Annotated in this window: 20 protein-coding genes; 16 read left to right on the top strand and 4 right to left on the bottom strand. The window is 71.0% G+C overall.

From position 1 onward, the window contains the following. The first annotated feature begins 51 nt into the window (after positions 1 to 51). On the top strand, positions 52 to 2028 hold the full coding sequence (locus ACZ4N4_RS04740) for a TIGR03960 family B12-binding radical SAM protein (protein ID WP_467584404.1): 1977 nt from the start codon (positions 52 to 54) through the stop codon (positions 2026 to 2028). 125 nt (positions 2029 to 2153) lie between these two features. Here the strand turns inward: ACZ4N4_RS04740 and ACZ4N4_RS04735 are convergent, their stop codons facing one another. Next, complete coding sequence (locus ACZ4N4_RS04735) at positions 2154 to 2843, bottom strand: DUF899 domain-containing protein (RefSeq protein WP_467584401.1); 690 nt, start codon at positions 2841 to 2843, stop codon at positions 2154 to 2156. A 206-nt stretch (positions 2844 to 3049) separates the two neighbouring features. Further along, positions 3050 to 4258 carry a cytochrome P450 gene (locus ACZ4N4_RS04730; RefSeq protein WP_467584400.1) on the bottom strand — a complete coding sequence of 403 codons (1209 nt, stop codon included), beginning with the start codon at positions 4256 to 4258 and terminating at the stop codon, positions 3050 to 3052. Positions 4259 to 5004: 746 nt separating this feature from the next. On the opposite strand from ACZ4N4_RS04730, the gene ACZ4N4_RS04725 reads away from it, so the two are divergent. The 4 genes from ACZ4N4_RS04725 (at position 5005) to ACZ4N4_RS04710 (ending at position 7576) form a co-directional block, all read left to right on the top strand. Then, positions 5005 to 5697 (top strand): cysteine hydrolase family protein, encoded by a 693-nt coding sequence (locus ACZ4N4_RS04725; RefSeq protein WP_467584398.1) that lies wholly within the window; start codon positions 5005 to 5007, stop codon positions 5695 to 5697. Continuing rightward, the gene (locus tag ACZ4N4_RS04720) at positions 5687 to 6439 is read left to right on the top strand and encodes an SDR family oxidoreductase (RefSeq protein ID WP_467584396.1); all 753 of its coding nucleotides are present in this window, start codon (positions 5687 to 5689) and stop codon (positions 6437 to 6439) included. The genes ACZ4N4_RS04725 and ACZ4N4_RS04720 overlap by 11 nt, the downstream gene beginning before the upstream one ends. A gap of 66 nt (positions 6440 to 6505) precedes the next feature. Next, positions 6506 to 7123 (top strand): VOC family protein, encoded by a 618-nt coding sequence (locus ACZ4N4_RS04715; RefSeq protein ID WP_453575973.1) that lies wholly within the window; start codon positions 6506 to 6508, stop codon positions 7121 to 7123. Positions 7124 to 7339: 216 nt separating this feature from the next. After that, on the top strand, positions 7340 to 7576 hold the full coding sequence (locus ACZ4N4_RS04710; protein WP_453575974.1) for a DUF6400 family protein: 237 nt from the start codon (positions 7340 to 7342) through the stop codon (positions 7574 to 7576). A gap of 104 nt (positions 7577 to 7680) precedes the next feature. Here the strand turns inward: ACZ4N4_RS04710 and ACZ4N4_RS04705 are convergent, their stop codons facing one another. Further along, entirely contained in the window at positions 7681 to 8034 is a 354-nt protein-coding gene (locus tag ACZ4N4_RS04705) for a DUF805 domain-containing protein (RefSeq protein ID WP_453575977.1), read from the bottom strand. Positions 8035 to 8215: 181 nt separating this feature from the next. Here ACZ4N4_RS04705 and ACZ4N4_RS04700 point away from each other — a divergent pair, with 181 nt between their 5' ends. The 6 genes from ACZ4N4_RS04700 to obgE all read left to right on the top strand — a co-directional run bounded on the left by ACZ4N4_RS04700 (position 8216) and on the right by obgE (position 17012). Beyond that, positions 8216 to 9067, top strand: a complete 852-nt coding sequence (locus ACZ4N4_RS04700) for a hypothetical protein (protein ID WP_467584392.1) — start codon at positions 8216 to 8218, stop codon at positions 9065 to 9067. 108 nt (positions 9068 to 9175) lie between these two features. After that, entirely contained in the window at positions 9176 to 9940 is a 765-nt protein-coding gene (locus ACZ4N4_RS04695; RefSeq protein WP_467584389.1) for a TIGR03936 family radical SAM-associated protein, read from the top strand. Between the two features lie 277 nt (positions 9941 to 10217). Further along, the gene (locus ACZ4N4_RS04690) at positions 10218 to 14384 is read left to right on the top strand and encodes an Rne/Rng family ribonuclease (RefSeq protein WP_467584386.1); all 4167 of its coding nucleotides are present in this window, start codon (positions 10218 to 10220) and stop codon (positions 14382 to 14384) included. A gap of 438 nt (positions 14385 to 14822) precedes the next feature. Further along, positions 14823 to 15143 carry a 50S ribosomal protein L21 gene (gene rplU, locus ACZ4N4_RS04685; protein ID WP_007381993.1) on the top strand — a complete coding sequence of 107 codons (321 nt, stop codon included), beginning with the start codon at positions 14823 to 14825 and terminating at the stop codon, positions 15141 to 15143. Positions 15144 to 15157: 14 nt separating this feature from the next. Further along, positions 15158 to 15412, top strand: coding sequence for a 50S ribosomal protein L27 (rpmA, locus tag ACZ4N4_RS04680; protein WP_020940020.1), 255 nt, complete (start codon positions 15158 to 15160; stop codon positions 15410 to 15412). 157 nt (positions 15413 to 15569) lie between these two features. Next, positions 15570 to 17012 carry a GTPase ObgE gene (obgE, locus tag ACZ4N4_RS04675; RefSeq protein WP_453575987.1) on the top strand — a complete coding sequence of 481 codons (1443 nt, stop codon included), beginning with the start codon at positions 15570 to 15572 and terminating at the stop codon, positions 17010 to 17012. 57 nt (positions 17013 to 17069) lie between these two features. On the opposite strand, the gene ACZ4N4_RS04670 is transcribed toward obgE, so the two are convergent. Beyond that, positions 17070 to 17237, bottom strand: coding sequence for a hypothetical protein (locus ACZ4N4_RS04670; protein ID WP_467584381.1), 168 nt, complete (start codon positions 17235 to 17237; stop codon positions 17070 to 17072). 75 nt (positions 17238 to 17312) lie between these two features. Between ACZ4N4_RS04670 and ACZ4N4_RS04665 the strand changes: the two genes are divergently transcribed. From ACZ4N4_RS04665 to ACZ4N4_RS04645, 5 genes are all read left to right on the top strand, one after another. After that, positions 17313 to 18104 carry a LysR substrate-binding domain-containing protein gene (locus ACZ4N4_RS04665; RefSeq protein ID WP_467584378.1) on the top strand — a complete coding sequence of 264 codons (792 nt, stop codon included), beginning with the start codon at positions 17313 to 17315 and terminating at the stop codon, positions 18102 to 18104. A 174-nt stretch (positions 18105 to 18278) separates the two neighbouring features. Continuing rightward, positions 18279 to 19829, top strand: coding sequence for an alkaline phosphatase D family protein (locus ACZ4N4_RS04660; protein WP_467584375.1), 1551 nt, complete (start codon positions 18279 to 18281; stop codon positions 19827 to 19829). Between the two features lie 128 nt (positions 19830 to 19957). After that, positions 19958 to 21190: a hypothetical protein gene (locus ACZ4N4_RS04655; RefSeq protein WP_467584372.1), complete on the top strand. Its 1233-nt coding sequence runs from the start codon at positions 19958 to 19960 to the stop codon at positions 21188 to 21190. Between the two features lie 323 nt (positions 21191 to 21513). After that, entirely contained in the window at positions 21514 to 23013 is a 1500-nt protein-coding gene (locus tag ACZ4N4_RS04650; RefSeq protein WP_467584370.1) for a D-ribitol-5-phosphate cytidylyltransferase, read from the top strand. Between the two features lie 183 nt (positions 23014 to 23196). Further along, complete coding sequence (locus ACZ4N4_RS04645; RefSeq protein WP_467585323.1) at positions 23197 to 25281, top strand: hypothetical protein; 2085 nt, start codon at positions 23197 to 23199, stop codon at positions 25279 to 25281. The last annotated feature ends 165 nt before the right edge of the window (positions 25282 to 25446 follow it).

The raw sequence follows: 25446 nt of genomic DNA, 5'->3' as shown, positions 1-25446 counted from the left end.
CCCCAGCCTCCGGCCGGGGGTGCCCCCAGTCAGCTCACAAAGGTCCGCGAGATGCCTGCCGAAGCCGCCGCTCAGATCGCCGAGTCTGTGTTCCCGCAGCTCGAAGCTCTGCTCCCGCATGTGCAGAAGCCGATCCAGTACGTCGGCGGAGAGCTCAACTCCACGGTCAAGCCGTGGGAGGACTGCGACGTCCGCTGGGCGCTCATGTACCCGGACGCGTACGAGGTCGGCCTGCCCAACCAGGGCGTCATGATCCTCTACGAGGTCCTCAACGAGCAGGCGGGCGTCCTCGCCGAGCGCACGTACAGCGTGTGGCCGGACCTGGAAGCGCTGATGCGCGAGCACCGCGTCCCGCAGTTCACGGTGGACAGCCACCGCCCGGTGGGCGCCTTCGACGTGTTCGGCCTGTCCTTCTCCACGGAGCTGGGCTACACCAACATGCTCACCGCCCTCGACCTGGCCGGGATCCCCCTGGAGTCGAAGGACCGCGGCCTGGACGACCCGATCGTCCTGGCCGGCGGCCACGCGGCCTTCAACCCGGAACCCGTCGCCGACTTCATCGACGCGGCGATCATCGGCGACGGCGAGCAGGCCGTCCTCGACATGACGAAGATCATCCGCGAGTGGAAGGCGGAGGGCCGCCCCGGCGGCCGCGAGGAGGTCCTCTTCCGCCTCGCCAGAACGGGCTCCGTCTACATCCCGGCCTTCTACGACGTCGAGTACCTCCCCGACGGCCGTATCGCCCGCGTGGTCCCCAACAAGTCGGGCGTGCCGTGGCGGGTCAGCAAGCACACCGTCATGGACCTGGACGAGTGGCCGTACCCCAAGCAGCCCCTCGTCCCGCTCGCCGAGACCGTCCACGAGCGCATGTCCGTCGAGATCTTCCGCGGCTGCACCCGCGGCTGCCGCTTCTGCCAGGCCGGCATGATCACCCGCCCGGTGCGCGAGCGCTCGATCACCGGCATCGGCGAGATGGTCGACAAGGGCCTCAAGGCGACCGGCTTCGAGGAGGTCGGCCTCCTCTCCCTCTCCTCCGCGGACCACTCGGAGATCGGCGACATCGCCAAGGGCCTGGCCGACCGTTACACCGAGGACAAGATCGGCCTCTCCCTCCCCTCCACCCGCGTCGACGCCTTCAACGTCGACCTGGCGAACGAACTGACCCGCAACGGCCGCCGTTCCGGCCTCACCTTCGCCCCCGAGGGCGGCTCCGAGCGCATGCGCAAGGTCATCAACAAGATGGTCTCGGAGGAGGACCTGATCCGCACGGTCGCCACCGCCTACGGCAACGGCTGGCGCCAGGTGAAGCTCTACTTCATGTGCGGCCTGCCCACGGAGACCGACGAGGACGTCCTCCAGATCGCCGACATGGCGATGAACGTCATCCAGAAGGGCCGCGAGGTCTCCGGCCAGGGCGACATCCGCTGCACGGTCTCGATCGGCGGCTTCGTCCCCAAGCCCCACACGCCCTTCCAGTGGGCCCCGCAGCTCTCGGCGGAGGAGACGGACGCGCGCCTCGAGAAGCTCCGCGACAAGATCCGCGGCGACAAGAAGTACGGCCGCTCGATCGGCTTCCGCTACCACGACGGCAAGCCCGGCATCGTCGAGGGCCTGCTCTCCCGCGGCGACCGCCGCGTCGGCGCCGTGATCCGCGCGGTCTACGAGGACGGCGGCCGCTTCGACGGCTGGCGCGAGCACTTCTCCTACGACCGCTGGATGACCTGCGCCGACAAGACGCTGCCCGCCTTCGGCGTGGACGTCGACTGGTACACCACCCGCGAGCGCACCTACGAGGAGGTCCTCCCCTGGGACCACCTCGACTCCGGCCTCGACAAGGACTGGCTCTGGGAGGACTGGCAGGACTCCCTCGACGAGACAGAGGTCGAGGACTGCCGCTGGACCCCCTGCTTCGACTGCGGGGTGTGCCCGCAGATGGACACCTCCATCCAAATCGGCCCGACCGGCAAGAAGTTGCTGCCGCTGACGGTCAAGAACGCCGCGTCGGCACCGGGTGGGCACGCGCACTGAGGCGAACCAGGCGCCCGGCCGGATGGCCGAGCGCCCGGCAGGGGCGCGTCTGCGGCCTCCTTTCGCCTCCGTGCCATGGCCGTTGACAGGCCGTCGGGTTCACCCGCTCGTCGTCCGTGACGAGTTCAGCCGGAACCCGGGCCATAGAGCGCGGCGATGTTCTCGGACGTCGCCCACCGGCTGTACGTGGGGGACTGGGGCCAGCCCTCGGGCGAGTCCTGCCATTCCTCCTGCCGTCCGTACGGCAGGAGATCGATCAGCGCGAAGCTGTGGCTGAGCTGCTCGGTGCCCCGGCCGTCGGTGTGCCAGGTGCGATAGACGGTGTCGTCGTCGCGCAGGAACACGTTGACCGCGAATCCACCGTCGGGCGGTGCGCCGACGTCGGACCCGAACGGACTGTTCGCGGTCGAGTACCACGCCATCCGGTTGCCGACCCGCTGCTTGTAGGCGAGCGCCTCCTTGATCGGGCCCTGGGTGACGACGACGAACCGGGCGTCGTAGTTGTCCAGGAACTCCAGGCGGGTGTACTGCGAGGTGAACCCTGTACAGCCCGGGCACTGCCATTCCTTGCCGGTGAACCACATGTGGTTGTAGACGATCAGCTGCCTCCTGCCCTCGAAGACGTCTGCCAGCCGAACGGGGCCGTCTTCGCCCTCGAGTGTGTAGTCGGGCATCTCGACCATCGGCAGGCGGCGACGCTCCGCGGCGACGGCGTCGAGCTCCCGCGTTGCGGCCTTCTCCCGGGCACGCAGTGCCGCGAGCCGGTGTTCCCAGGTCGCGGAGTCGACGACGGGTGGTAGCGCGTGGTCGGTCATGGTTCCCTCACGGATCTCGTGCACGGCTTCGGCTTGTGCGAAGGCAGACCGCGCAGGGCTCGGGAACTCATCGGTCGGCCTGCGAACGCGGCGGAGGGCGCCCGTCCGGGATCAAGCTCCTAGGAAGGCCGGGATGCCGCGACGGGACGGCCGGCTCGGCAGGGGCGCCTGCCGGTCCTGGAGGTCCCGGCGCTCAGGGGGTGCGCTCAGGGCGTGATGCCCTCGATCGCCACGGGAAGGTGCCGGGGGCCGCGCAGCACCGCGTTGGCGCGGTACGGGGGCGGGTCCTCGAGGAGCCGCGAGAACCTGACCCGGCGGAACAGTTCGGGCAGCGCCGCATGGAGTTCCATGCGGGCGAGGGGGGCGCCGAAGCAGTAGTGGATGCCGGTGTAGAACCCGAGGTGCTCGTTGTCCTTGCGGTCGGGATCGAACCGGTCGGGATGCTCGAAGCGCCGGGGGTCGCGGTTGGCCGCGGCCAGCATGAGCCAGACCGGCGAGCCCTTGGGGATCGTGGTGCCGGCGACGTCGATGTCGGCCAGGGCGGTGGTCCACGGGACGAACTGGACAGGAGGTTCGTAGCGGAGCACTTCCTCGATGAGCGGGGCGGCCAGGTCCGGTTCCTTCTGGAACCGTTCGAGCAGATCGGGGCGGCGCAACAGGATGAGGGTCGTGTTGCTGATGGCGTTGACGGTGGTCTCGTGGCCGGCGACCAGGAGCAGCACGGCGGTGGCTTCCAGGTCCGCCGGTGTCATGTCGGGGGCGAGCGCGCTGAGTATCCCGGGGCCGGGGTGGCGGCGTTTGGTCTCGATCAGATCGCTCAGGTAGGCGCCCAGGTCCTGGCGCGCCTGTTGTGCCTTTTCCGCGCCGTCGTCGTCATCGGATCGGGGGTCGACCGACGTTGCCAGGGCATCGGCCCAGCCGTGGAAGCGCGGTTCGTCCTCGCGTGGCACGCCGAGGACCTTGCAGATGGCGGTGACGGGAAGGGGGTAGGAGAAGGCCTCGACGATGTCGACCTCGTCCTTGCCTTCGAAGGCGTCGAGCAGTTCCCTGACGACGTCGTCCAGTTCTCCGCGCAGACCGTCGAGGAATCCGGGGCTGTGCGGGGGACCGAACGGCCGGTTGATGGTGGCGCGCAGCCGGTCGTGCACGGGTGGGTCGGTGAAGATGAAACTGGGCGGCAGACCGCTCTCCGCCACCGGTCGCCCGGGGCGGGCGTAGCCGGCCGGACGGTTGCTCGTGTCGTTGCTCAGCCGTGGGTCGTTGGCCAGGCTCCGCACCTCGTAGTAGGTGCTGACCAGGTAGGAGCCGTCGTCCTCCCGCCTGACCGGTGTCTCGCGCAGTTCCGCGTAGAGCGGGTACGGATCGGCCCGATTGGCGTAGTCGGTGATCCGCGCGACGATGGTGCCGGATGTCATGGTGACTCCTGAGGGCTCCGAGCGGTGCAGGGCCGGCGGTCGGGCATGCGCCGCAACGAACGGCCGCGATACCCGTACCCGGCGACGAACCACTCCTCGTCGAGCGTCCCCCGGGCGACGGCCGACTGCTCGCCCGGCGAGGGAACACCCACCGACTCGATGCCGCCGCGGCATCGCCGTGACCTCGGGCCGAAAGCGCCCGAGCAACGCCTGCAGGGACAGCAGAGGCTCGCAGGGGCCGTACGGCTGGTCGCCGCTCTCTGGAACACGGTCTTCGCAGCTCACGGTCGCCGTCGGCTCCGCAGTCCATACGTGCGATCCACACGATCGGACGGCATCGTCCCTTCAGGATCGACCCCCTCGGAGAGGCTCGCAAACCGGCGTCCCGCTGCTGAGGCGGCTGCTCGCACCCCGGGACCTGGTCCACGGAGGTATTCCGTGAGGTGCCGGCCCGTACCTGCTCCGCCCGTACCTGCGCACTCGCTCTGGGCCGGACAGGCTCGGGCGCAACCGGATCGCTCGGCTGACGTGTCCCTCGGCTGGTGCCGGCGCCGGTGAGGGGGCGGCGGCCCGGATGCCGTCGGGCCGGGGGAGTGACAGACTGGGGATTCTGAGCCGGCGGGCCCGTGACGGAGTGTTACGCGGGGCTTGGGGCGCGGAGGGCTTGCGGGCGGTCGCCGGACGCACCGGCCGGTGCCGTGTCCCGGCAGCGAGCGATCCGGTCGCTGACCAGTTGGGAACCGTCCATGACTGCTGAGACCTCCGAAGCGCGGTACTCACCGTATTACCCGGACGAAACCGCTCTTCTGATCGTCGACCCCTACAACGACTTCCTGTCCGAGGGCGGCAAGTTGTGGCCCCGGGCGAAGGAAGTGGCGGAGGGCGTGGGCCTGCTCGGCCATATGCGGACCGTGCTCGCCACGGCCCGCGCCCACGGTTTTCGCGTCTTCGTCGTGCCGCACCACCGGACGACGCCGAACGACTACGTCACCTGGGACCACCTGTCCCCGACCCAGCGGCGCGTCGTCGCCCAGCAGGTCTTCGCCGAGGGCAGCTGGGGCGGCGAGTGGCACCCCGACTTCCGGCCGCGCGAGGACGAGATCGTCGTGCGGCAGCACTGGGCGTCCAGCGGGTTCGCCAACACCGACCTCGACTTCATGCTGAAGCAGCACCACATCCGGAAGATCGTGCTGATCGGTATGCGGGCCAACACCTGTGTGGACACCACCGCGCGCTTCGGCCAGGAGCTGGGGTACCACGTGACCCTCGTCCGCGACGCCATCGCGTCCTTCGGCTGGCCGGAGATGACCGCATTCTTCGAACTCAACGCGCCCCTGTACGCCCATGCCGTCGTCACCACCGACGAGTTCGTCGGGAGGGTGGACGCCGGGGCCGGCGTGGGCTCACGGCAGAGCGGAGACGGCGCTCATGAGTGGTGACGAGCCGAGCGGAGCGCACGGGGAACTGGCCGGTCAGACGGTCGTGGTGGTGGGCGGCAGCGCGGGCATCGGCCTGGAGACCGCGCGGCGGGTACGGGCGGCCGGCGGCGAACTGGTGCTCGTGGCGCGCAACGCCGAGCGCCTCCAGCGGGCCGCGGAAGAGCTGCACCCGCTGAGCACGGCCGTGTTCGACGCCCACGACACCGAACGCATGGAGCGCTTCGTAGGGGAGCTGCCCGGGCGGGTCGACCATGTGCTGGTGACGGCGGGCAGCCCGTCCTATGCCACCCTCGACGAACTCGACCTGACCGACGCCGGGCGGGACTTCGGCGGGCGTCTGGCGATGGTGCTGGCGGTGGCGCGGGCGAGCCGCGGGAAGGTCAGGGCAGGCGGGGCGCTGCTCTTCATCGGCGGTACCGGCGGCCGGCGGCCCGCGCCCGGGATGGCGGTCACCGGCGCCCTCACCGCGGCGCTGCCGGCGCTGGTCGCCAACCTGGCGCTGGAGGTCGCCCCGGTCCGGGTCAACCTCATCGCGGCCGGGTTCGTGGACACACCGCTGTCCGCCTCCCTGCTGGGCGACCGACTCGAAGCGCGGCGCGAGGAGTTGAGGAGGACGTTGCCCATCGGGCGCGTGGTCGGTCCGGCCGACGTCGCCGCCCTCGCGGTGCACCTCATGGTCAACGACGCCCTCACCGGCGCCACCTACGACATCGACGGCGGCCAGCAGCTCCTCGCACACTGAGCCCCTGCCCGGCCTGTCGCGGATCCGGCTGTCGCCGTGTCCCCTCCGAGACGGGAAGTGCAAGCCATGGACATGAAACTAGAGGTCGTCGTGGTGCCGGTGTCCGACGTGGACCGGGCCAAGGACTTCTACACGGCGCTGGGCTGGCGGCTCGACGCGGACGTCGCCACCGACGGGGAGTTCCGGGTGGTGCAGGTGACCCCACCGGGTTCCCCGGCGTCCGTCATCTTCGGCGAGTCGGTCACCGAACAGACGCCCGGGTCGGCCCGGGGGCTGCACCTGGTCGTCGACGACATCGACAGCGCCCACGACGAGCTGGCACGGCACGGCGCCCACCCCAGCGAGGTGTTCCACGACGCCGGCGGTGTCTTCCACCACGCCGACGGCGACGCCCGGCTGCCCGGTCCCGCACCACAGCACGGCAGCTACGGCTCCTTCCTGTCGTTCAGCGACCCGGACGGCAACGGCTGGCTCCTCCAGGAGGTCACCGACCGGCTGCCGGGACGGCTGGATCCCGCGGCCACCACGTTCGCCTCGGCCGAGGACCTGGCGAGTGCCCTGCGACGGGCCGCGGCCGCACACGGCGAGCACGAGGCGCGCACCGGCGCGGAGGACCCCGGCTGGCCGGACTGGTACGCGCGGTACATGGTGAGCGAGCAGGCCGGGACGAAACCGCCCACGTGAGCCGGGACACCGGGCGGCAGCCCGCCGGCCGCCCCGTGGTCCACGGCTACGGCGCCCCTCCGGACCTGCCCGCGCCACCGGCCGTGCTTCCGGACACGGCGGTCACCCCGCCGGAGTCACGCCGCACCGATGACCTGGGATGACCTGCGATGACCTGCTGTGATGTGTCCCACGGGCTCTTGTCGCGGGGAGGGCCCCCTGCCTAGATTCGCTCATATGTCCAGTTCTGATGCCACTCTTCCCAGCGAGCCGGTCGACTTCAACGTCGATCTCACCGGCCACGAGATGACCCGGCGCGCCCACGTCATGGCGGCCCTCGGCGACGACTGGGACCCCGTCGAGGCGATGCGGGGCGAGGAGGAGGCGTACGACATGCTGTACTCCGGCCTCGACGAGGAACAGCAGCGGCTGTACGACTCGCTCGTCGCGGCCGGGGTACTGCCCCGACGCTGATTCCCGCGGCGAAGGCGGTCGACCCGCTCGACCGTCCTGTCGCGGTCTTCGGACAGGCGAAGGCCCGCCGGACGGATCCGGCGGGCCTTCGGTGTCATGACAGGTCAGACGGCGGCCGCGTACTTCGGGTTGTCGCCGTACTGGTTCTGCTCCGGCTTGCCCTCGGAGGCGAGCCAGACCAGCAGGATGATCCAGCCGACCAGCGGGATGATGCCGACCAGCACCGCCCAGCCGGAACGGCCGGTGTCGTGCAGCCGGCGGACCGAGACGCCCAGGCCGGGCAGGAAGACCGCCAGGCTGTAGATCGCGCCGAGGGCCGCGAACCCGATGACCCGCCCGACGACCGCCAGCACGATGCTGATGATCAGGTTGAACAGGAAGAACATCCAGTATTCCTGTCGGCGCGCACGGCCGCTGAACACCGCGTACTTCTTCAGTACGTCCACGTACCAGTTCATTGCTCGTCCCCCAAGGACCCAAGAAAGGCTCAAGATTTGGCTGGCCCCCAGCAAATCAAGCCGTCGTGGCCGGTTCCATCCAGATTGGCGTGTGCGGGACAACCGTTACCGTGTCGCCGCCGATCGGTGATCAAGGGCGGCCGATCGCATCCGCGCGGCACGCGATAGCGTCTCTGTGGCCATGGACATGGAGAAGCAGCCGCAGCGGCAGACGCATTCGCAGACACCGACGCAGCACCCCGAGGGGTGTCTCGTCGTCGCGATCAGGATCCCCGTCCGCGTCTTCGTGTTCCTGGTGGTGCTGCCGATACGGCTGCTCTGGGACGCCTTCGCCGCCGTCGCACGGTTCCTGTGGCGGTATCTCGTCGTCCCCGTCGCGCGATTCCTCTGGCGGTACGTCCTCGCCCCCGTCGGCCGCGCCGTCGCCTGGCTCCTCCACGTCCTCCTCGTCGTCCCGCTGATCTGGCTCTACCGCCACCTGCTCACCCCCCTCGGCCACGCCCTCGTGTGGCTCTACGCGCGCGTGCTCACCCCGATCGGCCACGCGGTGATCTGGCTCCTGACGCCCGTCGCCAAGGCCGTCGCCTGGGTGTTCGAGCAACTCGCCACCGCCCTGTACTGGATCGTGCGGGTGCTCCTCGTGCTGCCCGCCGTCGCCCTGTGGCGCTGGATCCTCACCCCCGTCGGCCATGTCCTCGGCATCGTCCTCAGAGAGATCCGGGAGGCCCTCGGCCACGCCTGGCGAGCCGCCGGACACGTCGCGCGGGCCGTCGGACGGATACTCGGGACCCTCTTCCGGTGGATCTTCCTGGAGCCCGCGCGCCGGCTCTACCGGACCGTCCTCACCCCGGTCGGACACGTCGTACGCGACCTCGTGCTGCGCCCCGCCGCCCAGGTCGCACGGGCCGTCGGGCGCGCCGTCCGGCAGGCCCGCGCCGACCTGCGCCGCGCCCTGTTCGGCGAGCCCGCCCGGCCGGCGGCCGTGGACCGGCGGGAACCTGTCGGCCGCGACACACGTACTCTTGATGGATAGCAGTACACGGCAGCACGGCCCTCGCGGCACGGCTGCTCTCACCAGAACCACGAAGGACTGACGACACTGGGCAAGCGACAGCCCGAAGGCCCGCCGCCCGCACCGGCGGTGCAGCGCATCCGACTGCGCTACACCAAGCGCGGCCGCCTCCGGTTCACCAGCCACCGTGACTTCCAGCGCGCCTTCGAGCGTGCGCTGCGCCGCGCCGAGGTGCCCATGGCGTACTCGGCGGGGTTCACCCCGCACCCGAAGGTGTCGTACGCCAATGCCGCACCCACCGGCACCGGCAGCGAGGCCGAGTACCTGGAGATCGCGCTCACCGCGGTCCGCGACCCGGAGCGACTGCGTGTCCTCCTCGACGAGTCCCTGCCCACCGGGCTCGACATCGTCGACGCGGTCGAGGCCCGCACGTCCGGCCTGGCCGACCGGCTCACCGCCTCCGTGTGGGAGCTGCGGCTGGTCGGCGTGGACCCGGCGCAGGCCCGAGAGGCCGTCGCCGCGTTCAACACGGCCGACGCCGTCGAGGTCCAGCGCATGACCAAGAACGGCGTACGGACCTTCGACGCGCGCCCCGCCGTCGTACAACTTGAAACGCACAATGAAACGGCTGATAGGCCGAGCGACCAGCCCTGTGCGATACTGCGGCTGGTTGTTCGGCACGTGACGCCTGCCGTACGACCCGACGACGTCCTGTCCGGTCTCCGCGCCGTGGCCGACCTGGCGCCGCCGGTCCCCGCAGCGGTGACCAGGCTGGCGCAGGGGCTGCTCGATGAAGAGACCGGCACGGTGACCGACCCGCTCGCGCCCGACCGCGAGGCAGTGGAGGCCCTCTCGAAGGCCGAACCCGCTGCCGCCGCGACGGCGCCGGCGTAGGGAAGGTCCCGCGAAGGACGGATGTCGTACGCGCAGCCCTCGTACTCGGGAGCCACCTGGGTCGGGCAGCGCACCGACCAGAAGACTTTCGCCAGGCCGTCCGCGACAAGGCGTACGGAACCGGCGAGACAGGACACAGAGAGCTCCTGTGCGGCGCCCGCGCCCCACACGGCGGCACCGCGCATCGCGCGAGCCGCGGACGTCACCGGCGGTCGCTCGAAGCGAACGCCGCCGGATCAGGCGCGGCGCCCGGGAGCCTGACGGGAGAACCGCCCGCATGCTCGAACCGACCGAGCCCACCGAGGGCTCCGAACTGAACACCCCGAGCGACACCCTGCCGCCGCGCAGGCGTCGCCGTGCCGCGTCCCGCCCCGCGGGACCGCCCGCCGCGGGCGAGGCCGTGGCCGAGATCACCACGCCGGCCATACCGGCCGCCGAGTCGTTCCCCTCCGAGCCCGCAGAGGCCGACGAGGAGACGGCAGAGACCCTGGAGGCATCCGAGGCCGCCGCGGTCGAGGAGACCGTGCCCGCCGCGCGTCCCCGCCGCCGGGCGACCCGCCGGGCGTCGGCGCCCGCCGGTTCCCCGACGGGAGCCGAGGCCGTCGAGACGGCCGAGACCGTGCTTCCGGCGACCGCCACCGAGCGCGCTGAGGCCGTTGAGACCGCCCCCGCGGCCGAGGCCGTCGGGACCGCCGCCCAGAGCGACGAGGAGGCCGCGCCGCGCCGGACGCGCCGGCGTGCCACGCGTCGCGTCTCCGCGCCCACCGAGGCGGCCGAGCAGGAAGCGGCTGTCGAGGCTTCCGCGGTTTCCGAGGCCCCTGAGGCCGCCGAGACTGCTGAGGTCACCGAGGCCGCTCCGGCCGCCGAGGCCACCGAAGCCGCCGAGGAGGCCGTGCCCGCTCCGCGTACCCGCCGCCGGGCGACCCGCCGGGCGTCCGCACCCACCGGCGCCCCGGTGCCGGCCGAGACCGCCGCCGAGGCCACACCCACGGCCGCCGTCGCGGACACCGCCGACGCCGCCGCCGAGCCCGCGCCCGCCGCCGAGACCGGCGAGACCCACGGGGGCGCCCCCGCCCCCGAGGCGGAGCCCACCGCGCCCGCGCCGCGCGCCCGGCGCCGCGCCACCCGCCGGGTCGCCGCGCCCGCCGGTGCGCCCGAGGCCCCCGCCGAGGCGCAGCCGCAGGCCGTCGAGGCCCCGGCCGTCACCTCCACCACCGAGACCCCCGCCGTCGAGGAGCCGGAGACCGAGTCCCCGCGGCGCCGGCGCCGGGTCGTACGGCAGGCCGCCATCGGGTTCTCCGAGCCCGCCGCCGCGGCCACGTCCGCCGAGGACGAGTCGCAGCGCCGCCCCGCCCGGCCCGCCGTGGCCGTGTTCCAGGCGCCCGTGTTCACCGAGCCGAAGTTCCAGACCCCGGAGCGGGCCGCCGCCGAAGCGGCCGCCGTGGCCGCCGGAGCGGAGGAGCCCGAGGAACTCGCCCCGTACCGGCCGGAGCCGGCCGCACAGGTGGAGCAGGTAGAGCAGGCCGAGCCGGCCGAGCAGGCCGAGACCGGTTCGCGCCGCCGACGCCGGCGCCGGGGTGCCGCCGAGGAGACCCCGGCCGCCCGGCCCGCCGCCGAGGACGAGGCCGAGGAGCCGGAGGAGTCCGCCGAGGAGGCCGAGGACGCCGCCGACGGTGACGACGAGACCGAGGAGGCCGGGTCCCGCCGCCGTCGCCGCCGCGGTGGCCGTCGCCGCCGCCGTGGTGACGCCGGTGACGGCGACGCCGACGGCGACGAGCTCGCCGCCGAGCAGGCCGAGCAGGATGCCGAGGACACCGCCGAGCAGGAGGAAGAGGACGACGAGGACGCCCACGACGAGGTCGGCGGCTCCTCCTCCAGCAGCCGTCGCCGCCGTCGCCGTCGGCGTCGCGCCGGGGACAGCTCCACCGACAGCGAGCCCGGCGAGAACGACCCGGAGCGCACGGTCGTCAAGGTCCGTGAGCCCCGCAAGCCGTCCGAGCCGTCCGACGAGGTGCAGTCCATCAAGGGCTCCACGCGTCTGGAGGCCAAGAAGCAGCGCCGCCGTGAAGGCCGCGAGCAGGGCCGCCGGCGCGTCCCGATCATCACCGAGGCCGAGTTCCTGGCCCGCCGCGAGGCCGTCGAGCGCGTGATGGTCGTACGCCAGTACGGCGACCGCACCCAGATCGGCGTCCTGGAGGACGGCGTGCTCGTCGAGCACTACGTCAACAAGGAGCAGTCGACCTCGTACGTCGGCAACGTCTACCTGGGCAAGGTCCAGAACGTGCTGCCCTCGATGGAGGCCGCCTTCATCGACATCGGCAAGGGGCGCAACGCCGTCCTGTACGCCGGTGAGGTCAACTTCGAGGCGCTGGGCATGGCCAACGGGCCGCGCCGCATCGAGAGCGCGCTGAAGTCCGGCCAGTCGGTCCTCGTCCAGGTGACCAAGGACCCGATCGGCCACAAGGGCGCCCGTCTGACCAGCCAGGTCTCCCTCCCGGGCCGCTACCTCGTGTACGTCCCCGAGGGCTCGATGACCGGCATCAGCCGCAAGCTGCCCGACACCGAGCGGGCCCGGCTGAAGACCATCCTCAAGAAGATCGTCCCCGAGGACGCGGGCGTCATCGTGCGCACCGCCGCCGAGGGCGCGAGCGAGGACGAGCTGCGCCGCGACGTCGAACGGCTCCAGTCGCAGTGGGAGGAGATCCAGAAGAAGTCGAAGAACGGCGGCAGCTCGAACGCGCCGACGCTGCTGTACGGCGAGCCGGACATGACCGTCCGGGTCGTCCGCGACATCTTCAACGAGGACTTCTCCAAGGTCGTCGTCAGCGGCGACGAGGCCTGGGAGACCGTCCACGGCTACGTTTCGCACGTCGCCCCCGACCTCGCGGGCCGGCTGTCGAAGTGGACCTCCGAGGTCGACGTCTTCGCCACCTACCGGATCGACGAGCAGCTCGCCAAGGCCCTGGACCGCAAGGTCTGGCTGCCCAGCGGCGGTTCGCTGGTGATCGACCGGACCGAGGCGATGGTCGTCATCGACGTCAACACCGGCAAGTTCACCGGCCAGGGCGGCAACCTGGAGGAGACGGTCACCAGGAACAACCTGGAGGCGGCCGAGGAGATCGTCCGCCAGCTGCGGCTGCGCGACCTCGGCGGCATCATCGTCATCGACTTCATCGACATGGTCCTGGAGTCCAACCGGGACCTGGTGCTGCGCCGCCTGCTCGAATGCCTCGGGCGGGACCGCACGAAGCACCAGGTGGCCGAGGTGACCTCGCTGGGCCTCGTCCAGATGACCCGCAAGCGCGTCGGACAGGGCCTGCTGGAGTCCTTCTCCGAGACCTGCGTGCACTGCAACGGCCGAGGCGTCATCGTCCACATGGAGCAGCCCAGCTCCGGCGGTGGCGGCGGCAAGCGCAAGAAGCGCGGCCGTGGCGGCGACGGGCACGAGCACGACCACGACCTGCACGACACCCACACGGCCGTGGCCGACGGGGCCGTCGAGCACGCCGAGGCCGTCCAGGCGGTCGAGACGGCGGCGGAGGTCGCGGCCGAGGCCGCCGGCCCCGTCGCGCTGCCCGCCCCCGACTTCGCGCCGGACGAGGAGCTGTACAGCAGCGTCGCCGAGGCGGAGGCCGCGGCCGGCCGCGGCCGTACCCGCCGCCGGGCGGGCCGCCGGGCCTCGGCTCCGGCCGGGGCGCCCAGGGAGCGCGCGGGCCGCAACCGGGGCGCGGAGGCCGAGACGCCGGCCGCCCCGGCCGAGCACGAGGTGCTGCCCGAGCCGGCCGCCGAGGCGCACGCCGAGCCGGTCGCCGTGGAGGACCCGGTCGTCCAGGCCCCCGAGGCACCGGAGGCCCCGGCCGCCGAGGAGACCGCGCCCAAGGGCCGTACCCGTCGCCGGGCCACCCGGAAGGTGTCGGCGCCCGCCGGTTCCCCGGCAGGGGCCGAGACGGCCGCGGTGACCGTCGTCGCCGAGACCGCCGCCCCGGCGGCCGAAGCGGTGGCCGAGCCGGTGGTGGAGACGGCGGAGACGGCGGCAGAGCCCGAGGCGGCCGCGCCCGCCGAGAGCGCCGCCCCGGCCCGTCCGCGCCGCCGCGCGGTGCGCAAGGCCACCGCGCCGACCGCGCCGGAGGAAGCGGCCGTCGTGGTCGTGCCGTCGACGGAGGCCGCCGGGCAGCCGGAGACGTCCGCCGAGGCGCCGGTCGCCGGTGAGACCGTCGAGGAGGGCGTCGAGGAGGCCGCTCCGGCCAAGAAGACGGCCCGCAAGACGGCCGCGAAGAAGACCGCCGCGAAGAAGACGGCCGCCAAGAAGACCGCGGCCAAGAAGACGGCGGCGAAGAAGACGACGACGACGGCCAAGAAGGCGGCCAAGACCGCCAAGACGGCCGCCGCCAAGTCGACGGCGAAGAAGACCACCACGGTCACCACCGCCTCCGACGAGGGCTGACACCCGGACGCGGGGCCGGTCCGTGCGACCGGCCCCGCATTCCGTGAGGCCGATCCGTGCGACCGGCCCCACGCTCCGTGAGGCGGATCCGTGCGACCGGCCCCACGCTCCGTGAGGCGGATCCGTGCGACCGGCCCCACGCTCCGTGAGGCGGATCCTGGTGACCGGTCCCGCGCTCCGTGGGGCCGGTCCGTGCGACCGGTCCCGCTCCGCGTGGGGTCTGCTTCGAGTGATCGGGCCCACACCTCCCGGGGCCCGGTTTGACCCCCTCGGCCACCGCCCCGTAACCTTGACCGTCGGCGTGTCCATGGATATGAGGACGTGCCACATCCCCGTAAACCTCTTCCTCCGGAGCACACGGTGTTCCGGAGAGGCCATCCGCGTGCCGGACGGCTGGACTGCGGGGGTGCCGTTCCCGAGCGAGAGAGTGAGATCCGCGTGTACGCCATCGTGCGCAGCGGTGGTCGCCAGCACAAGGTTGCTGTCGGCGACATCGTTGAGGTTGACAAGATTTCCACCGCCAAGGTTGGCGACACGGTCGAGCTCTCGACCCTGCTCGTTGTCGACGGCGACGCTGTGACCAGCGACCCGTGGGTCCTGGCCGGCATCAAGGTCCAGGCCGAGGTCGTGGACCACCACAAGGGCGTCAAGATCGACATCCTTCGCTACAAGAACAAGACCGGCTACCGCCGTCGTCAGGGCCACCGCCAGCAGTACACGGCGATCAAGGTCACTGAGATCCCCGCGGCTGCGAAGTAAGGGACTGAGGAGAGATGGCACACAAGAAGGGCGCATCGTCCACCCGTAACGGTCGTGACTCCAACGCTCAGCGCCTCGGCGTGAAGCGCTTCGGCGGTCAGGTCGTCAACGCGGGCGAGATCCTGGTCCGTCAGCGCGGCACCCACTTCCACCCCGGCGCCGGCGTCGGCCGTGGCGGCGACGACACGCTGTTCGCGCTGCAGCCCGGTGCGGTGGAGTTCGGTACCCACCGTGGCCGCAAGGTCGTGAACATCGTTCCGGTCGCCTGAGTCCTGGTCTTCTGACCTGACGGCTCCCAGTCCTTCGACTGGACGGCTCAGACCGAACGTATCGCGAGGCGGACCTCACTTCCCGATCGGGAAGGCGGGTCCGCCTTTCGCGTGTTGACATAGGTATCACCCCGTAAGTAACTGGAGGCACCCCACCATGACCACCTTCGTGGACCGCGTCGAGCTGCACGTCGCCGCGGGTAACGGAGGCCACGGCTGTGCCTCCGTACACCGGGAGAAGTTCAAGCCGCTCGGCGGCCCCGACGGCGGCAACGGCGGCCGCGGCGGCGACGTCATCCTGACTGTCGACCAGTCCGTGACGACCCTCCTCGACTACCACCACTCCCCGCACCGCAAGGCCACCAACGGCAAGCCCGGGGAGGGCGGCAACCGGGCCGGCAAGGACGGCCAGGACCTGGTCCTGCCGGTACCCGACGGCACCGTGGTGCTGGACGGGGCGGGCAACGTCCTCGCCGACCTCGTCGGCCACGGCACCTCGTACATCGCCGCGCAGGGCGGCCGCGGCGGCCTCGGCAACGCGGCTCTCGCCAGCGCCCGCCGCAAGGCCCCCGGCTTCGCCCTGCTCGGCGTGCCCGGCGACTTCCAGGACATCGTCCTGGAGCTGAAGACCGTCGCCGACGTGGCCCTGGTCGGCTACCCCAGCGCCGGCAAGTCCTCGCTGATCTCGGTGCTGTCCGCCGCCAAGCCGAAGATCGCCGACTACCCGTTCACCACCCTGGTCCCCAACCTCGGTGTGGTGACCGCCGGTTCGACCGTCTACACCATCGCCGACGTCCCCGGGCTCATCCCCGGCGCCAGCCAGGGCAAGGGCCTCGGCCTGGAGTTCCTGCGCCACGTCGAGCGGTGCAGCGTCCTCGTCCACGTCCTGGACACCGCCACCCTGGAGTCCGAACGCGACCCCGTCTCCGACCTCGACGTCATCGAGGAGGAGCTCAAGCAGTACGGCGGCCTCGACAACCGGCCCCGGATCGTCGTCCTCAACAAGACCGACGTCCCCGACGGCAAGGACCTCGCCGAGATGGTCCGCCCCGACCTGGAGGCCCGCGGCTACCGCGTCTTCGAGGTGTCCGCGGTCGCCCACCTGGGCCTGCGCGAGCTGACGTTCGCGCTCGGCGAGCTGGTCGGCCAGGCCCGCGCGGCCAAGCCCAAGGAGGAGGCGACCCGGATCGTCATCCGGCCCAAGGCCGTCGACGACGCCGGGTTCACCGTCACCCAGGAGGACGACGGCCTGTTCCGGGTGCGCGGCGAGAAGCCCGAGCGCTGGGTCCGGCAGACCGACTTCAACAACGACGAGGCCGTCGGCTACCTCGCCGACCGCCTCAACCGCCTCGGCGTGGAGCAGGAGCTGATGAAGGCGGGCGCCCGCTCCGGCGACGGCGTCGCCATCGGCCCCGAGGACAACGCGGTCGTCTTCGACTGGGAGCCGACCATGATGTCCGGCGCCGAGATGCTCGGCCGCCGCGGCGAGGACCACCGCTTCGAGGAACCGCGCCCCGCCGCGCAGCGACGCCGCGACCGCCAGGCGGAGCGCGACGAGTCGCTGCGCGAGTACGGCGACTTCGACCCGTTCGAGGAGTGACAGGGGCGGGGACGCGGTCGGCGCGGCCGGTTCGGGGGCGCGGGTGGCTGTGGGTGTTCAGCCCGTCATGGCGGGCTTGAGCACCTCCTCGCACCACTGCCGGAACGTCGTCGGTGTCGTCGACCCGGCGGTGCGCGGCTCGGCGTTGTCCAGTCCCCTGTTCTTCGCCTCGAACATGTCGACCATCCCCTGCGCCATCCCCTCGGTCATCCCGAAGCCGGTCATGCGCTCCTTGAAGGCGGCGCCGCCGTCAGCCGTACCCTCGCCCGGCTGCGCCTAGCCGTCGGCGACCCGTTGCTGGTGCGCGCCGGGCAGGGCCAGGTCCCCACCCCACGCGCCCTCGAACTCCGGGACCAGGTGGCCGAGTTGGTGCGCGGCTGCGACGACATCCTGCGGCCGGGCGCAGGATTCGACCCCGTCCACCTCCAGCGCGCCTTCACCGTGCAGAGCACCGAACTGCTCCTCGTGGGCCTCGCCGGCACCCTCACCGACCACGTCCACGCACCGGCCCCGCACGTGGACGTCGTCTTCGTGCCGGAGGCACTGGAAGGCGGGCCCGCGCTCCGGCAGGGACTGGTCGACGTCGAACTGGGCGTCCTCGGCCACCTGGACCCCGAGATCCGCACCCGCCGGCTCACCCGCAAGACTCTGGTCGGCGTCGCCCGCGCCGGACACCCGCTCCTCCAGGAGCGGATCACCGCCCGACGGTTCGCCGCCGCCGGTCACATCGGCATCTCCCGGCACGGCAGACGCCTCGGCCCCATCGACCGCGCCCTCGACGGACTCGGCCTCCAGCGCCGTATCGCCGTCGTCGTACCCAGCCACACCAGCGCGATGATGCTCGCCCGCACCACCGACCTCGTCGCACTCACCGTCGCCGACTGGCTCGACGACACCATCGAGGCCTTGGGCCTGCGCACCTTCCCGATCCCGCTCGACCTGGCGCCCCTCGACTTCGGCATGGCCTGGCACCCGCGCAACTCGGCCGACCCGGGCCACCGCTTGTTCCGCGAACGGCTGGCGGCGGCGGTCACGGCTCCGGCGGGCACCGCTCCCACGGAGGCCGGCCCGTCCCAGGCCCGCGTCGGCTGACCCGTCGTCAAGTGCGGGACTCCAGTGGTCTGATCCTCTGCCGGTGGAGGTCGTCCGTTGTCTCCCTAGTTGTCATGCGCACGAATGCTCTCGTTCAGCGCACGGACCGTCCGGCCATGGGAGCTTCCGAAGGTCAGACCGTTCAAGAGGCCACCGTGGCAAGGGAGTCCGCGCATGACCGGAGCACCATCGCCCGACCGACGCCGCTTTCTGACCGCCGGTGCCGCCGTCCTCACCGCCGCCGCATCCGCCCAGCTCTGGCTGCCCGCCTCCGCGCAGGCGGCCGAAACCCCGCTGCCCGACGGCGTGTTCAGCCTCGGCGTCGCCTCCGGCGACCCGCTCCCCGACGGCATCGTGCTCTGGACCCGGCTGGCCCCCGCCCCCCTCGACGGCGGCGGCATGCCCGACACCGTCGTCCCCGTCGCCTGGGAGATCGCCGAGGACGAACGGTTCCGCAAGGCCGTCCGCCGGGGCACCGCCCACGCCCGGCCCGAGTACGGGCACAGCGTTCACGTGGATGTACGAGGACTGCACCCCGACCGCTCCTACTGGTACCGCTTCCGGGCCGGCGGCCGGATCTCCCCGACCGGCCGCACCCGCACCGCACCCCACCCGCACGCCAGAGGCGGCTCCCTGCGCGTGGCCCTCGCCTCCTGCCAGAACTGGCAGCACGGCTACTTCACCCCGTACGCCGACATGCTCGCCCAGGACCCCGACATCGTCCTCTTCGTCGGCGACTACATCTACGAGTCCACGCCGTCCTCGGCCGGCCCGCGCCGCCACGAGGGCACCGGGGAGCCGTACACCCTGGCGCAGTACCGCAACCGCTACGCCCAGTACCGCAGCGACCCCGACCTCGCCGCCATGCACGCGAACGCGCCCTGGGTGGTCACCTTCGACGACCACGAGGTCGACAACGACTGGGCCGGCCAGATCCCGCAGGACCCCGACAAGCAGTCCCACGACGCGTTCGTCGCCCGGCTGACCGCCGCCTTCCAGGCCTACTACGAGCACATGCCGGTCCGGGCGAGCGCGATCCCGGACGGGCCGCACATCCGGATGTACCGCCGCCTGGAGTTCGGCCGGCTGGCCCGGCTCAACGTCCTCGACACCCGGCAGTTCCGCAGCGACCAGGTCACCGGCCAGGCTGCCGCCGAGGACCCCTCCCTCACCATGCTCGGCGCCGGGCAGAAGCAGTGGCTCCTCGACGGACTGCACCACTCACCGGCCCGCTGGAACCTGATCGCCTCGCAGATCATGATGGCCGAGACCGACATCCTGCCCGGCGACGGAAAACTCTGGTACTACGACGCCTGGGACGGCTACCAGGTCGAGCGCAACGACCTGCTGGACGAGTTCGCCTCGATCCGCAACCCCGTCGTGCTCAGCGGCGACCGGCACCTCACGATGATCAGCGACCTGAAGCAGGACTTCGCCGACCCGTCGTCGGACGTGGTCGGCGCCGAGTTCGTCGGCACCTCCATCTCCAGCAACGGCGACCAGGACCAGGCCGCCTTCCACGCCCAGTTCGACCCGCTGAAGCCCGACAACCCGCACTGGAAGGTCATCGACGCCCACCGCGGCTACCACCTCTTCGACATCCGCCGCGACGGCATCGACGCGCGCGTGCGGGTCGTGGACACCGTCGTCAAGCCGCAGGCCACCGCGAGCACCCTCGCGACCCTGCGCGTCGAGGCGGACGAACCGGGCGTACAGGTCGTCTGACGAGCGAACCGGGTGCGCCGAAAGCGGTGCGCCGAAAGCCAAGTCTGTGTAACGGGAGCCTGGGACTCATCTGTGTCCCAGGCGCCTCTCAGGTGAACCTCAGGTAAACGTCTTACCTTCCGTTAACCATGGAGACGGACTGTACGAGAAGCGAAGCCCCGGTGGACAACGCCCCCATAGGCCCCATGAGCCCCACCGGCCCCCTCGCCGCCCTGCCCACCGGCACCCGCCTGCTGCACATCGGCCCCCACAAGACCGGTACCACGGCCGTCCAGGGCGCCCTCTTCGCCGCGAAGGACAAGCTGCCCCGACACGGCGTGGAGTTCCCGGCGACCAGCCGGCACCCGATGGAAGCCGCCCTCGCCGCCTGTGCCCGGCCCGCGATGATCGGCGACACCGCGCCCACCGAGAAGCACTGGATCCGGCTGCTCAAGCAGGTCGAGGCCACCGGTTCCCGGACCTCGGTGATCAGCAGCGAGTTCTTCGCCGACGCCCCCGACGACGAAAGTGTCGCCCGCATCGTCGAGCAGCTCGGCGGCGACCGCGTCCACGTCCTCGTCACCCTGCGCCCGATCGCCAGGATCATGCCCTCGCAGTGGCAGCAGTACGTGCAGAACGGGCTGCGCATGGGGTACGAGGAGTGGCTGGATCACATGCTGCGCAAGGCCCCGTACGAGAAGCCCAACCCCAGCTTCTGGCACCGTCACCGGCACGACCGACTCGTCGAACGCTGGATCCGCGCGGTCGGCGCCGACCGGATCACCGTCGTCGTGGTCGACGACCGGGACCGCGACGGCCTCATGCGCACCTTCGAAGCGCTGCTCGGGCTGCCCGAAAACCTCCTCAGGTCCGTACCGGACACGGCGAACCGTTCCCTCACCCTCGCCGAGACCGAAATGCTGCGAAAGCTCAACGTCGAATTCCGCGGAAATGGACTGCCGGACGAGCTCTATTCGAAACTTGTCCGTAACGGCGCCGTCATGCATATGAAGAACACGTGCAGTCCCACCGCCGCCGACGTGAAGATCTCCACCCCCCACTGGGCCGTCCAGGCCGCCGGCCGCATCGGCGCCGAGATGGTGGAACGCATCGTCACCATGGGCGTCCGCGTCCTCGGCGACCCCTCCCTGCTCTCCGCCATACCCGAACAGCGTGAACCGGCCACCGGACCGGCCGCCGCCGAGGCCCGTATCGCACCGGAGGTCGCCGCCCAGGCCCTGTACGGCGCACTCGCCGCGGCGGCCGCGGTACCGGTACGTCACACCACCGAAGCGAAGGCCCGAACGGTGCACCAGACGTCGTCGAAGGAGCTGGTGCGGGTACTGGGTCACCGATGGCTGAAGAAGCTGCGACGGCGCTGAGCCGGTTCTGCACCGGGACGGCTTGGCTGCGTCAAGCCGTCCCCGCGGGCACGTCTTAGCCGCGCTAAGCCGTCCACAAGGCACGTCTTAGCTCTGCTGAGACGTACCATGCATCACGCACAGCAATCGGAATGCCCTGTGGAGTTACTCACAGCAAATTCACGGAACTTTCTCACCCACTCGACGGGCGGCGCCCATCACCAGCGTCGCAAGGTGAATGAAAGGTTGCGGGCACATATGCAGTGGAGGGCGCTCACCTTGCATACCGGTTACCCGAAGTGGGACCATTTCCAGGTTCCCTGATGCCCCAAGGTAGGTCACCTGTGTCCCAGCACATAGCCAAGCCCCGAACCACCGCAGTGATCCTGGCCGGTGGCACCGGCCAGCGGGTGGGTCTGTCGATCCCCAAGCAGTTGCTGAAGATCGCCGGCAAGGCAGTCATCGAGCACACCCTGACCACCTTCGAGAAGGCCGACTCGATCGACGACATCATCGTGCTGATGGCGCCGGGCTATGTCGCGGACATCGAGAAGATCGTCGCCAAGGCCGGGTTCACAAAGGTCAAGAAGATCATCGAGGGCGGCAACACGCGGAACGAGACCACCGAGCGCGCCATCGAGGCGCTCGGTGAGGACCTGGCCGAGGGCGAGGACCTCAACGTCCTCTTCCACGACGCCGTACGCCCCCTGCTGTCACGGCGCGTCATCGACGACTGCGTGGCCGCCCTGGAGCGCTACCAGGCGGTCGACGTCGCCATCCCGTCCGCCGACACCATCATCGTCACGCGGACGCACGGTGATGACGGCGAGTTCATCACCGAGATCCCGGACCGCTCTCGGCTGCGCCGCGGCCAGACCCCGCAGGCCTTCAAGCTGTCCACGATCAAGCGGGCCTACGAGGTCGCCGCCGGCGACCCCAACTTCCAGGCCACCGACGACTGCTCCGTCGTGCTCAAGTACCTGCCGGACGTGCCGATCCACGTCGTCGCGGGCGACGAGTACAACATGAAGGTCACCCAGCCCGTCGACGTCTTCATCGCCGACAAGCTCTTCCAACTCGCCTCCGCCGCCGCCCCCGAGCAGAACGGCGAGGACGCCTACCGCTCGCTGCTCACCGGCAAGACCGCGGTGATCTTCGGCGGTTCGTACGGCATCGGCAAGGACATCGCCGAACTCGCCGAGTCCTACGGCGCGAACGTCTACGCCCTGGGCCGCTCCACCACCGGCACCCACGTGGAGAACCCGGAGGAGGTCGACGACGCGCTCTCCAAGGCGTACGCGGAGACCGGCCGGATCGACTACGTCGTCAACACGGCGGGCGTGCTGCGCATCGGCAAGCTCGCCGAGACCGACAACGCCACCATCGAGGAGGCGCTGAAGGTCAACTACCTGGCCCCGGTGCAGATCGCCCGCTCCAGCTACAAGTACCTCGCCGAGACCAAGGGCCAGCTGCTGCTCTACACCTCCAGCAGCTACACCCGCGGCCGCGCCGAGTACAGCCTCTACTCCTCGACCAAGGCCGCCATGGTGAACCTCACCCAGGCCCTGTCCGACGAGTGGGCCGGCGACGCCATCCGCGTCAACTGCATCAACCCCGAGCGCACCGCCACCCCGATGCGCACCAAGGCGTTCGGCCAGGAGCCGTCGGGCTCGCTGCTCTCCTCCGAGGCCGTCGCCCGCACCTCCCTCGACGTGCTGCTGTCCGAACTCACCGGCCATGTCATCGACGTCCGCCAGCAGGACCCGACGGCCGCCGCCGGCCTGGCCTCCGGCTTCGAACAGGCGCTGGCCAGTGTCCTGGACCGACAGGACGGCGTGGCATAATCGGCCTTCATTAGTCATCTTTAATTCAGGCCTCTGTGGCTGCGCGTTCGCGGAGCAATCACAGGGGCCTGAACCGTAAAAATCCCTGACCGACAACCTCCCAGATCGTCCGCAAGGTCAAATTCCGGCCTTTTTGTCAGCAAAAGGTTCTCCGTGATATCCACCGCTATTCGCGTCGCCCGGGTGGGCAGCGCGGCCGAGCTGGCCGCGGCGGCACTGATGATGCTCGGCTTCCCGGTGCTCATGCTCGCCGCGCTCGTCCCGAGCGTTTACGCCTTCGCGGCCGCGGCCGCCGTCACGTACCTGGCGGACCACTACCTGCACCGCAAGGGCAGCTATCTCATCAACCGCCTGAGCAAGGTCCGGGCCGGTCTGTCGATCCGCTTCCTGATCCGGCAGCTGCTGCTGATCCTGCTGCTGGCCCGGATGGACCTCTCGAACAATCTGGTCTTCTACGGCGCGATCGCCTGCTTCATCGCCTTCTACGGCCTGCAGGCCCCGCACGGCGCGCTGGTCACCCTGATCCGCAACCGCCGACGGATGCCGGTCGCCACCCGCAACGTCGACCTGAAGTCCCGCATCCGCATCCCGGACGCCCCGCCGCGCGGCCTGCTCGACCGCTCCGCCGAGAAGATGCTCCACCTCGACCTCGCCGCCGTGGTGGGCCTGCTGGTCTCGGCGATGACGGACAACCCCGTCGCCGGCTTCGTCGGCATCGGGGTCACCCTCGCCCTGGGCTGCGTCTACGTGCTGGTGCTGCTGCCGTACGTACGCGGCCGCAAGACCCCGCCGGACGCCGACACCGTCCTGGCCGCCGTCGACGACTGGATGGGCCAGTACAAGCCCGAGACGGTGCTGTACTTCTCCGGCTCCAAGGACTCCGCCTACCAGGTCAACATGTGGCTGGAGACCATGGAACAGCTGGACTCCCGCCCGCTGGTCCTGCTGCGCGAGCGGGTCATCCTGCAGAACCTCGCCCCGACCACGGCCCCCGTCATCTGCGTGCCCGGCGGTGTGCACCTGATGAACCTGGACCTCTCCACGGTCCGTGTCGCCCTCTACGCGGCCAACGTCGGCAAGAACATCCACCTGCTGCGCGTCCCCACCATGAAGCACGTCTTCATCGGCCACGGCGACAGCGACAAGCTGGCCAGCGTCAACCCGTTCAGCAAGGTCTACGACGAGGTGTGGACCGCCGGCCGCGCGGGTCGCGACCGCTACGCCATCGCCGACGTCGGCGTCCGCGACGACGACATCGTCGAGGTCGGCCGCCCCCAGCTGGCCCCCATCCAGAGCGGGCCGGGCGCCCCCGTCGAGGGACGCTGCCCCACCGTCCTGTACGCGCCCACCTGGGAGGGCTGGGACGGCAACCCCGGCAACACCTCCCTCGTGCTCGCCGGCGAGAACATCGTGAAGAAGCTGGTCAAGGCCGACCCGCCGGTCCGTGTCCTGTACAAGCCGCACCCCTTCACCGGCACCGTCAGCGCCCAGGCCGGCGCCGCCCACCGACGCGTCACCGCGCTCCTCGAGAAGGCCGCCGTCCAGCGCGCCGCCGACCCCCGCTTCACCGCCGACACGGCCGCCCTGGCGGCGGCACAGGCCGAGCTGCTCCGTATCGAGTCCCGCCTGGCCGAGCTGACCGGCACCGGCGGCGAGAAGCGTGACGAGGCCGAGGCCAGCCGGGACGACGTCGTCGACCTGAAGAAGCACGAGGAGATCGCCCGGCTGCGCGCCGAGTGGAACGACGCCCACTGGCGTTCCTTCCCCGACCACGAGCACCGGGTCGTCACCGGCGCCGAACCGCGCCTCTACGACTGCTTCAACGTCTCCGATGCGATGGTCTCCGACATCTCCAGCGTCGTCTCCGACTTCATCGCGAGCGGCAAGCCGTACGCGGTCACGGACTCCGCCGAAGTCGGCGCGGAGGAGTTCAAGCGGGCGAACACCGCGGTGCGTGCCGCAGTGATCCTCTCCAACAGCGCCAAGGAACTGGACGCCCTGCTGGACGCCGTACGCGATCCGTCGGCCGATCCGTTGGCCCTGGACCGGGACGAGCTCAAGCGCTATCTGCTCGGACCGGACGAACCGACCTCCATCGAGCAGTTCAACGCCGCGGTCGCCACGCTCGCCCGCAAGGCCGAGACCCGCAACCTGGGCCAGGAGGCCCGGATCGCGGCCGGTGACCCCGAGGCGGCCGAACTCGCCGAGGTGCTGCCCGGCGACCCGCTGAAGGCCGCCGGCGAGGCCGAGGGCACCCCCACCGGCTGACCACCCGCACCACACCGTCCAGGGGCTCGGTACCAGGGAGAAATCCCTGGTACCGAGCCCCTTCGACGTTTCTCCGGGCACGACCTCTTACCGCTGCTTGGTCATTCGCGCCATTTCTCTTACCAATGCTTCGCGGTCTCCGGTGAGCAGCTCTTACCGTGCGTC

The organism is Streptomyces sp. NPDC026538 (assembly GCF_055567535.1).
Note: the sequence above shows the minus strand (reverse complement) of the source record. Positions and strands in the feature narration are given on the sequence as shown.

Coding starts and splice junctions, on each gene's coding strand:
- ACZ4N4_RS04705 (WP_453575977.1), bottom strand. CDS start 8,034: ATGAACTGGTACGTGGACGTACTGAAGAAGTACGCGGTGTTCAGCGGC.
- obgE (WP_453575987.1), top strand. CDS start 15,570: ATGACCACCTTCGTGGACCGCGTCGAGCTGCACGTCGCCGCGGGTAAC.
- ACZ4N4_RS04655 (WP_467584372.1), top strand. CDS start 19,958: ATGGAGACGGACTGTACGAGAAGCGAAGCCCCGGTGGACAACGCCCCC.
- ACZ4N4_RS04710 (WP_453575974.1), top strand. CDS start 7,340: ATGTCCAGTTCTGATGCCACTCTTCCCAGCGAGCCGGTCGACTTCAAC.
- ACZ4N4_RS04720 (WP_467584396.1), top strand. CDS start 5,687: ATGAGTGGTGACGAGCCGAGCGGAGCGCACGGGGAACTGGCCGGTCAG.
- ACZ4N4_RS04730 (WP_467584400.1), bottom strand. CDS start 4,258: ATGACATCCGGCACCATCGTCGCGCGGATCACCGACTACGCCAATCGG.
- ACZ4N4_RS04725 (WP_467584398.1), top strand. CDS start 5,005: ATGACTGCTGAGACCTCCGAAGCGCGGTACTCACCGTATTACCCGGAC.
- ACZ4N4_RS04700 (WP_467584392.1), top strand. CDS start 8,216: ATGGACATGGAGAAGCAGCCGCAGCGGCAGACGCATTCGCAGACACCG.
- rpmA (WP_020940020.1), top strand. CDS start 15,158: ATGGCACACAAGAAGGGCGCATCGTCCACCCGTAACGGTCGTGACTCC.
- ACZ4N4_RS04735 (WP_467584401.1), bottom strand. CDS start 2,843: ATGACCGACCACGCGCTACCACCCGTCGTCGACTCCGCGACCTGGGAA.
- ACZ4N4_RS04690 (WP_467584386.1), top strand. CDS start 10,218: ATGCTCGAACCGACCGAGCCCACCGAGGGCTCCGAACTGAACACCCCG.
- ACZ4N4_RS04670 (WP_467584381.1), bottom strand. CDS start 17,237: ATGACCGGCTTCGGGATGACCGAGGGGATGGCGCAGGGGATGGTCGAC.
- ACZ4N4_RS04740 (WP_467584404.1), top strand. CDS start 52: ATGCCTGCCGAAGCCGCCGCTCAGATCGCCGAGTCTGTGTTCCCGCAG.
- ACZ4N4_RS04660 (WP_467584375.1), top strand. CDS start 18,279: ATGACCGGAGCACCATCGCCCGACCGACGCCGCTTTCTGACCGCCGGT.
- ACZ4N4_RS04715 (WP_453575973.1), top strand. CDS start 6,506: ATGGACATGAAACTAGAGGTCGTCGTGGTGCCGGTGTCCGACGTGGAC.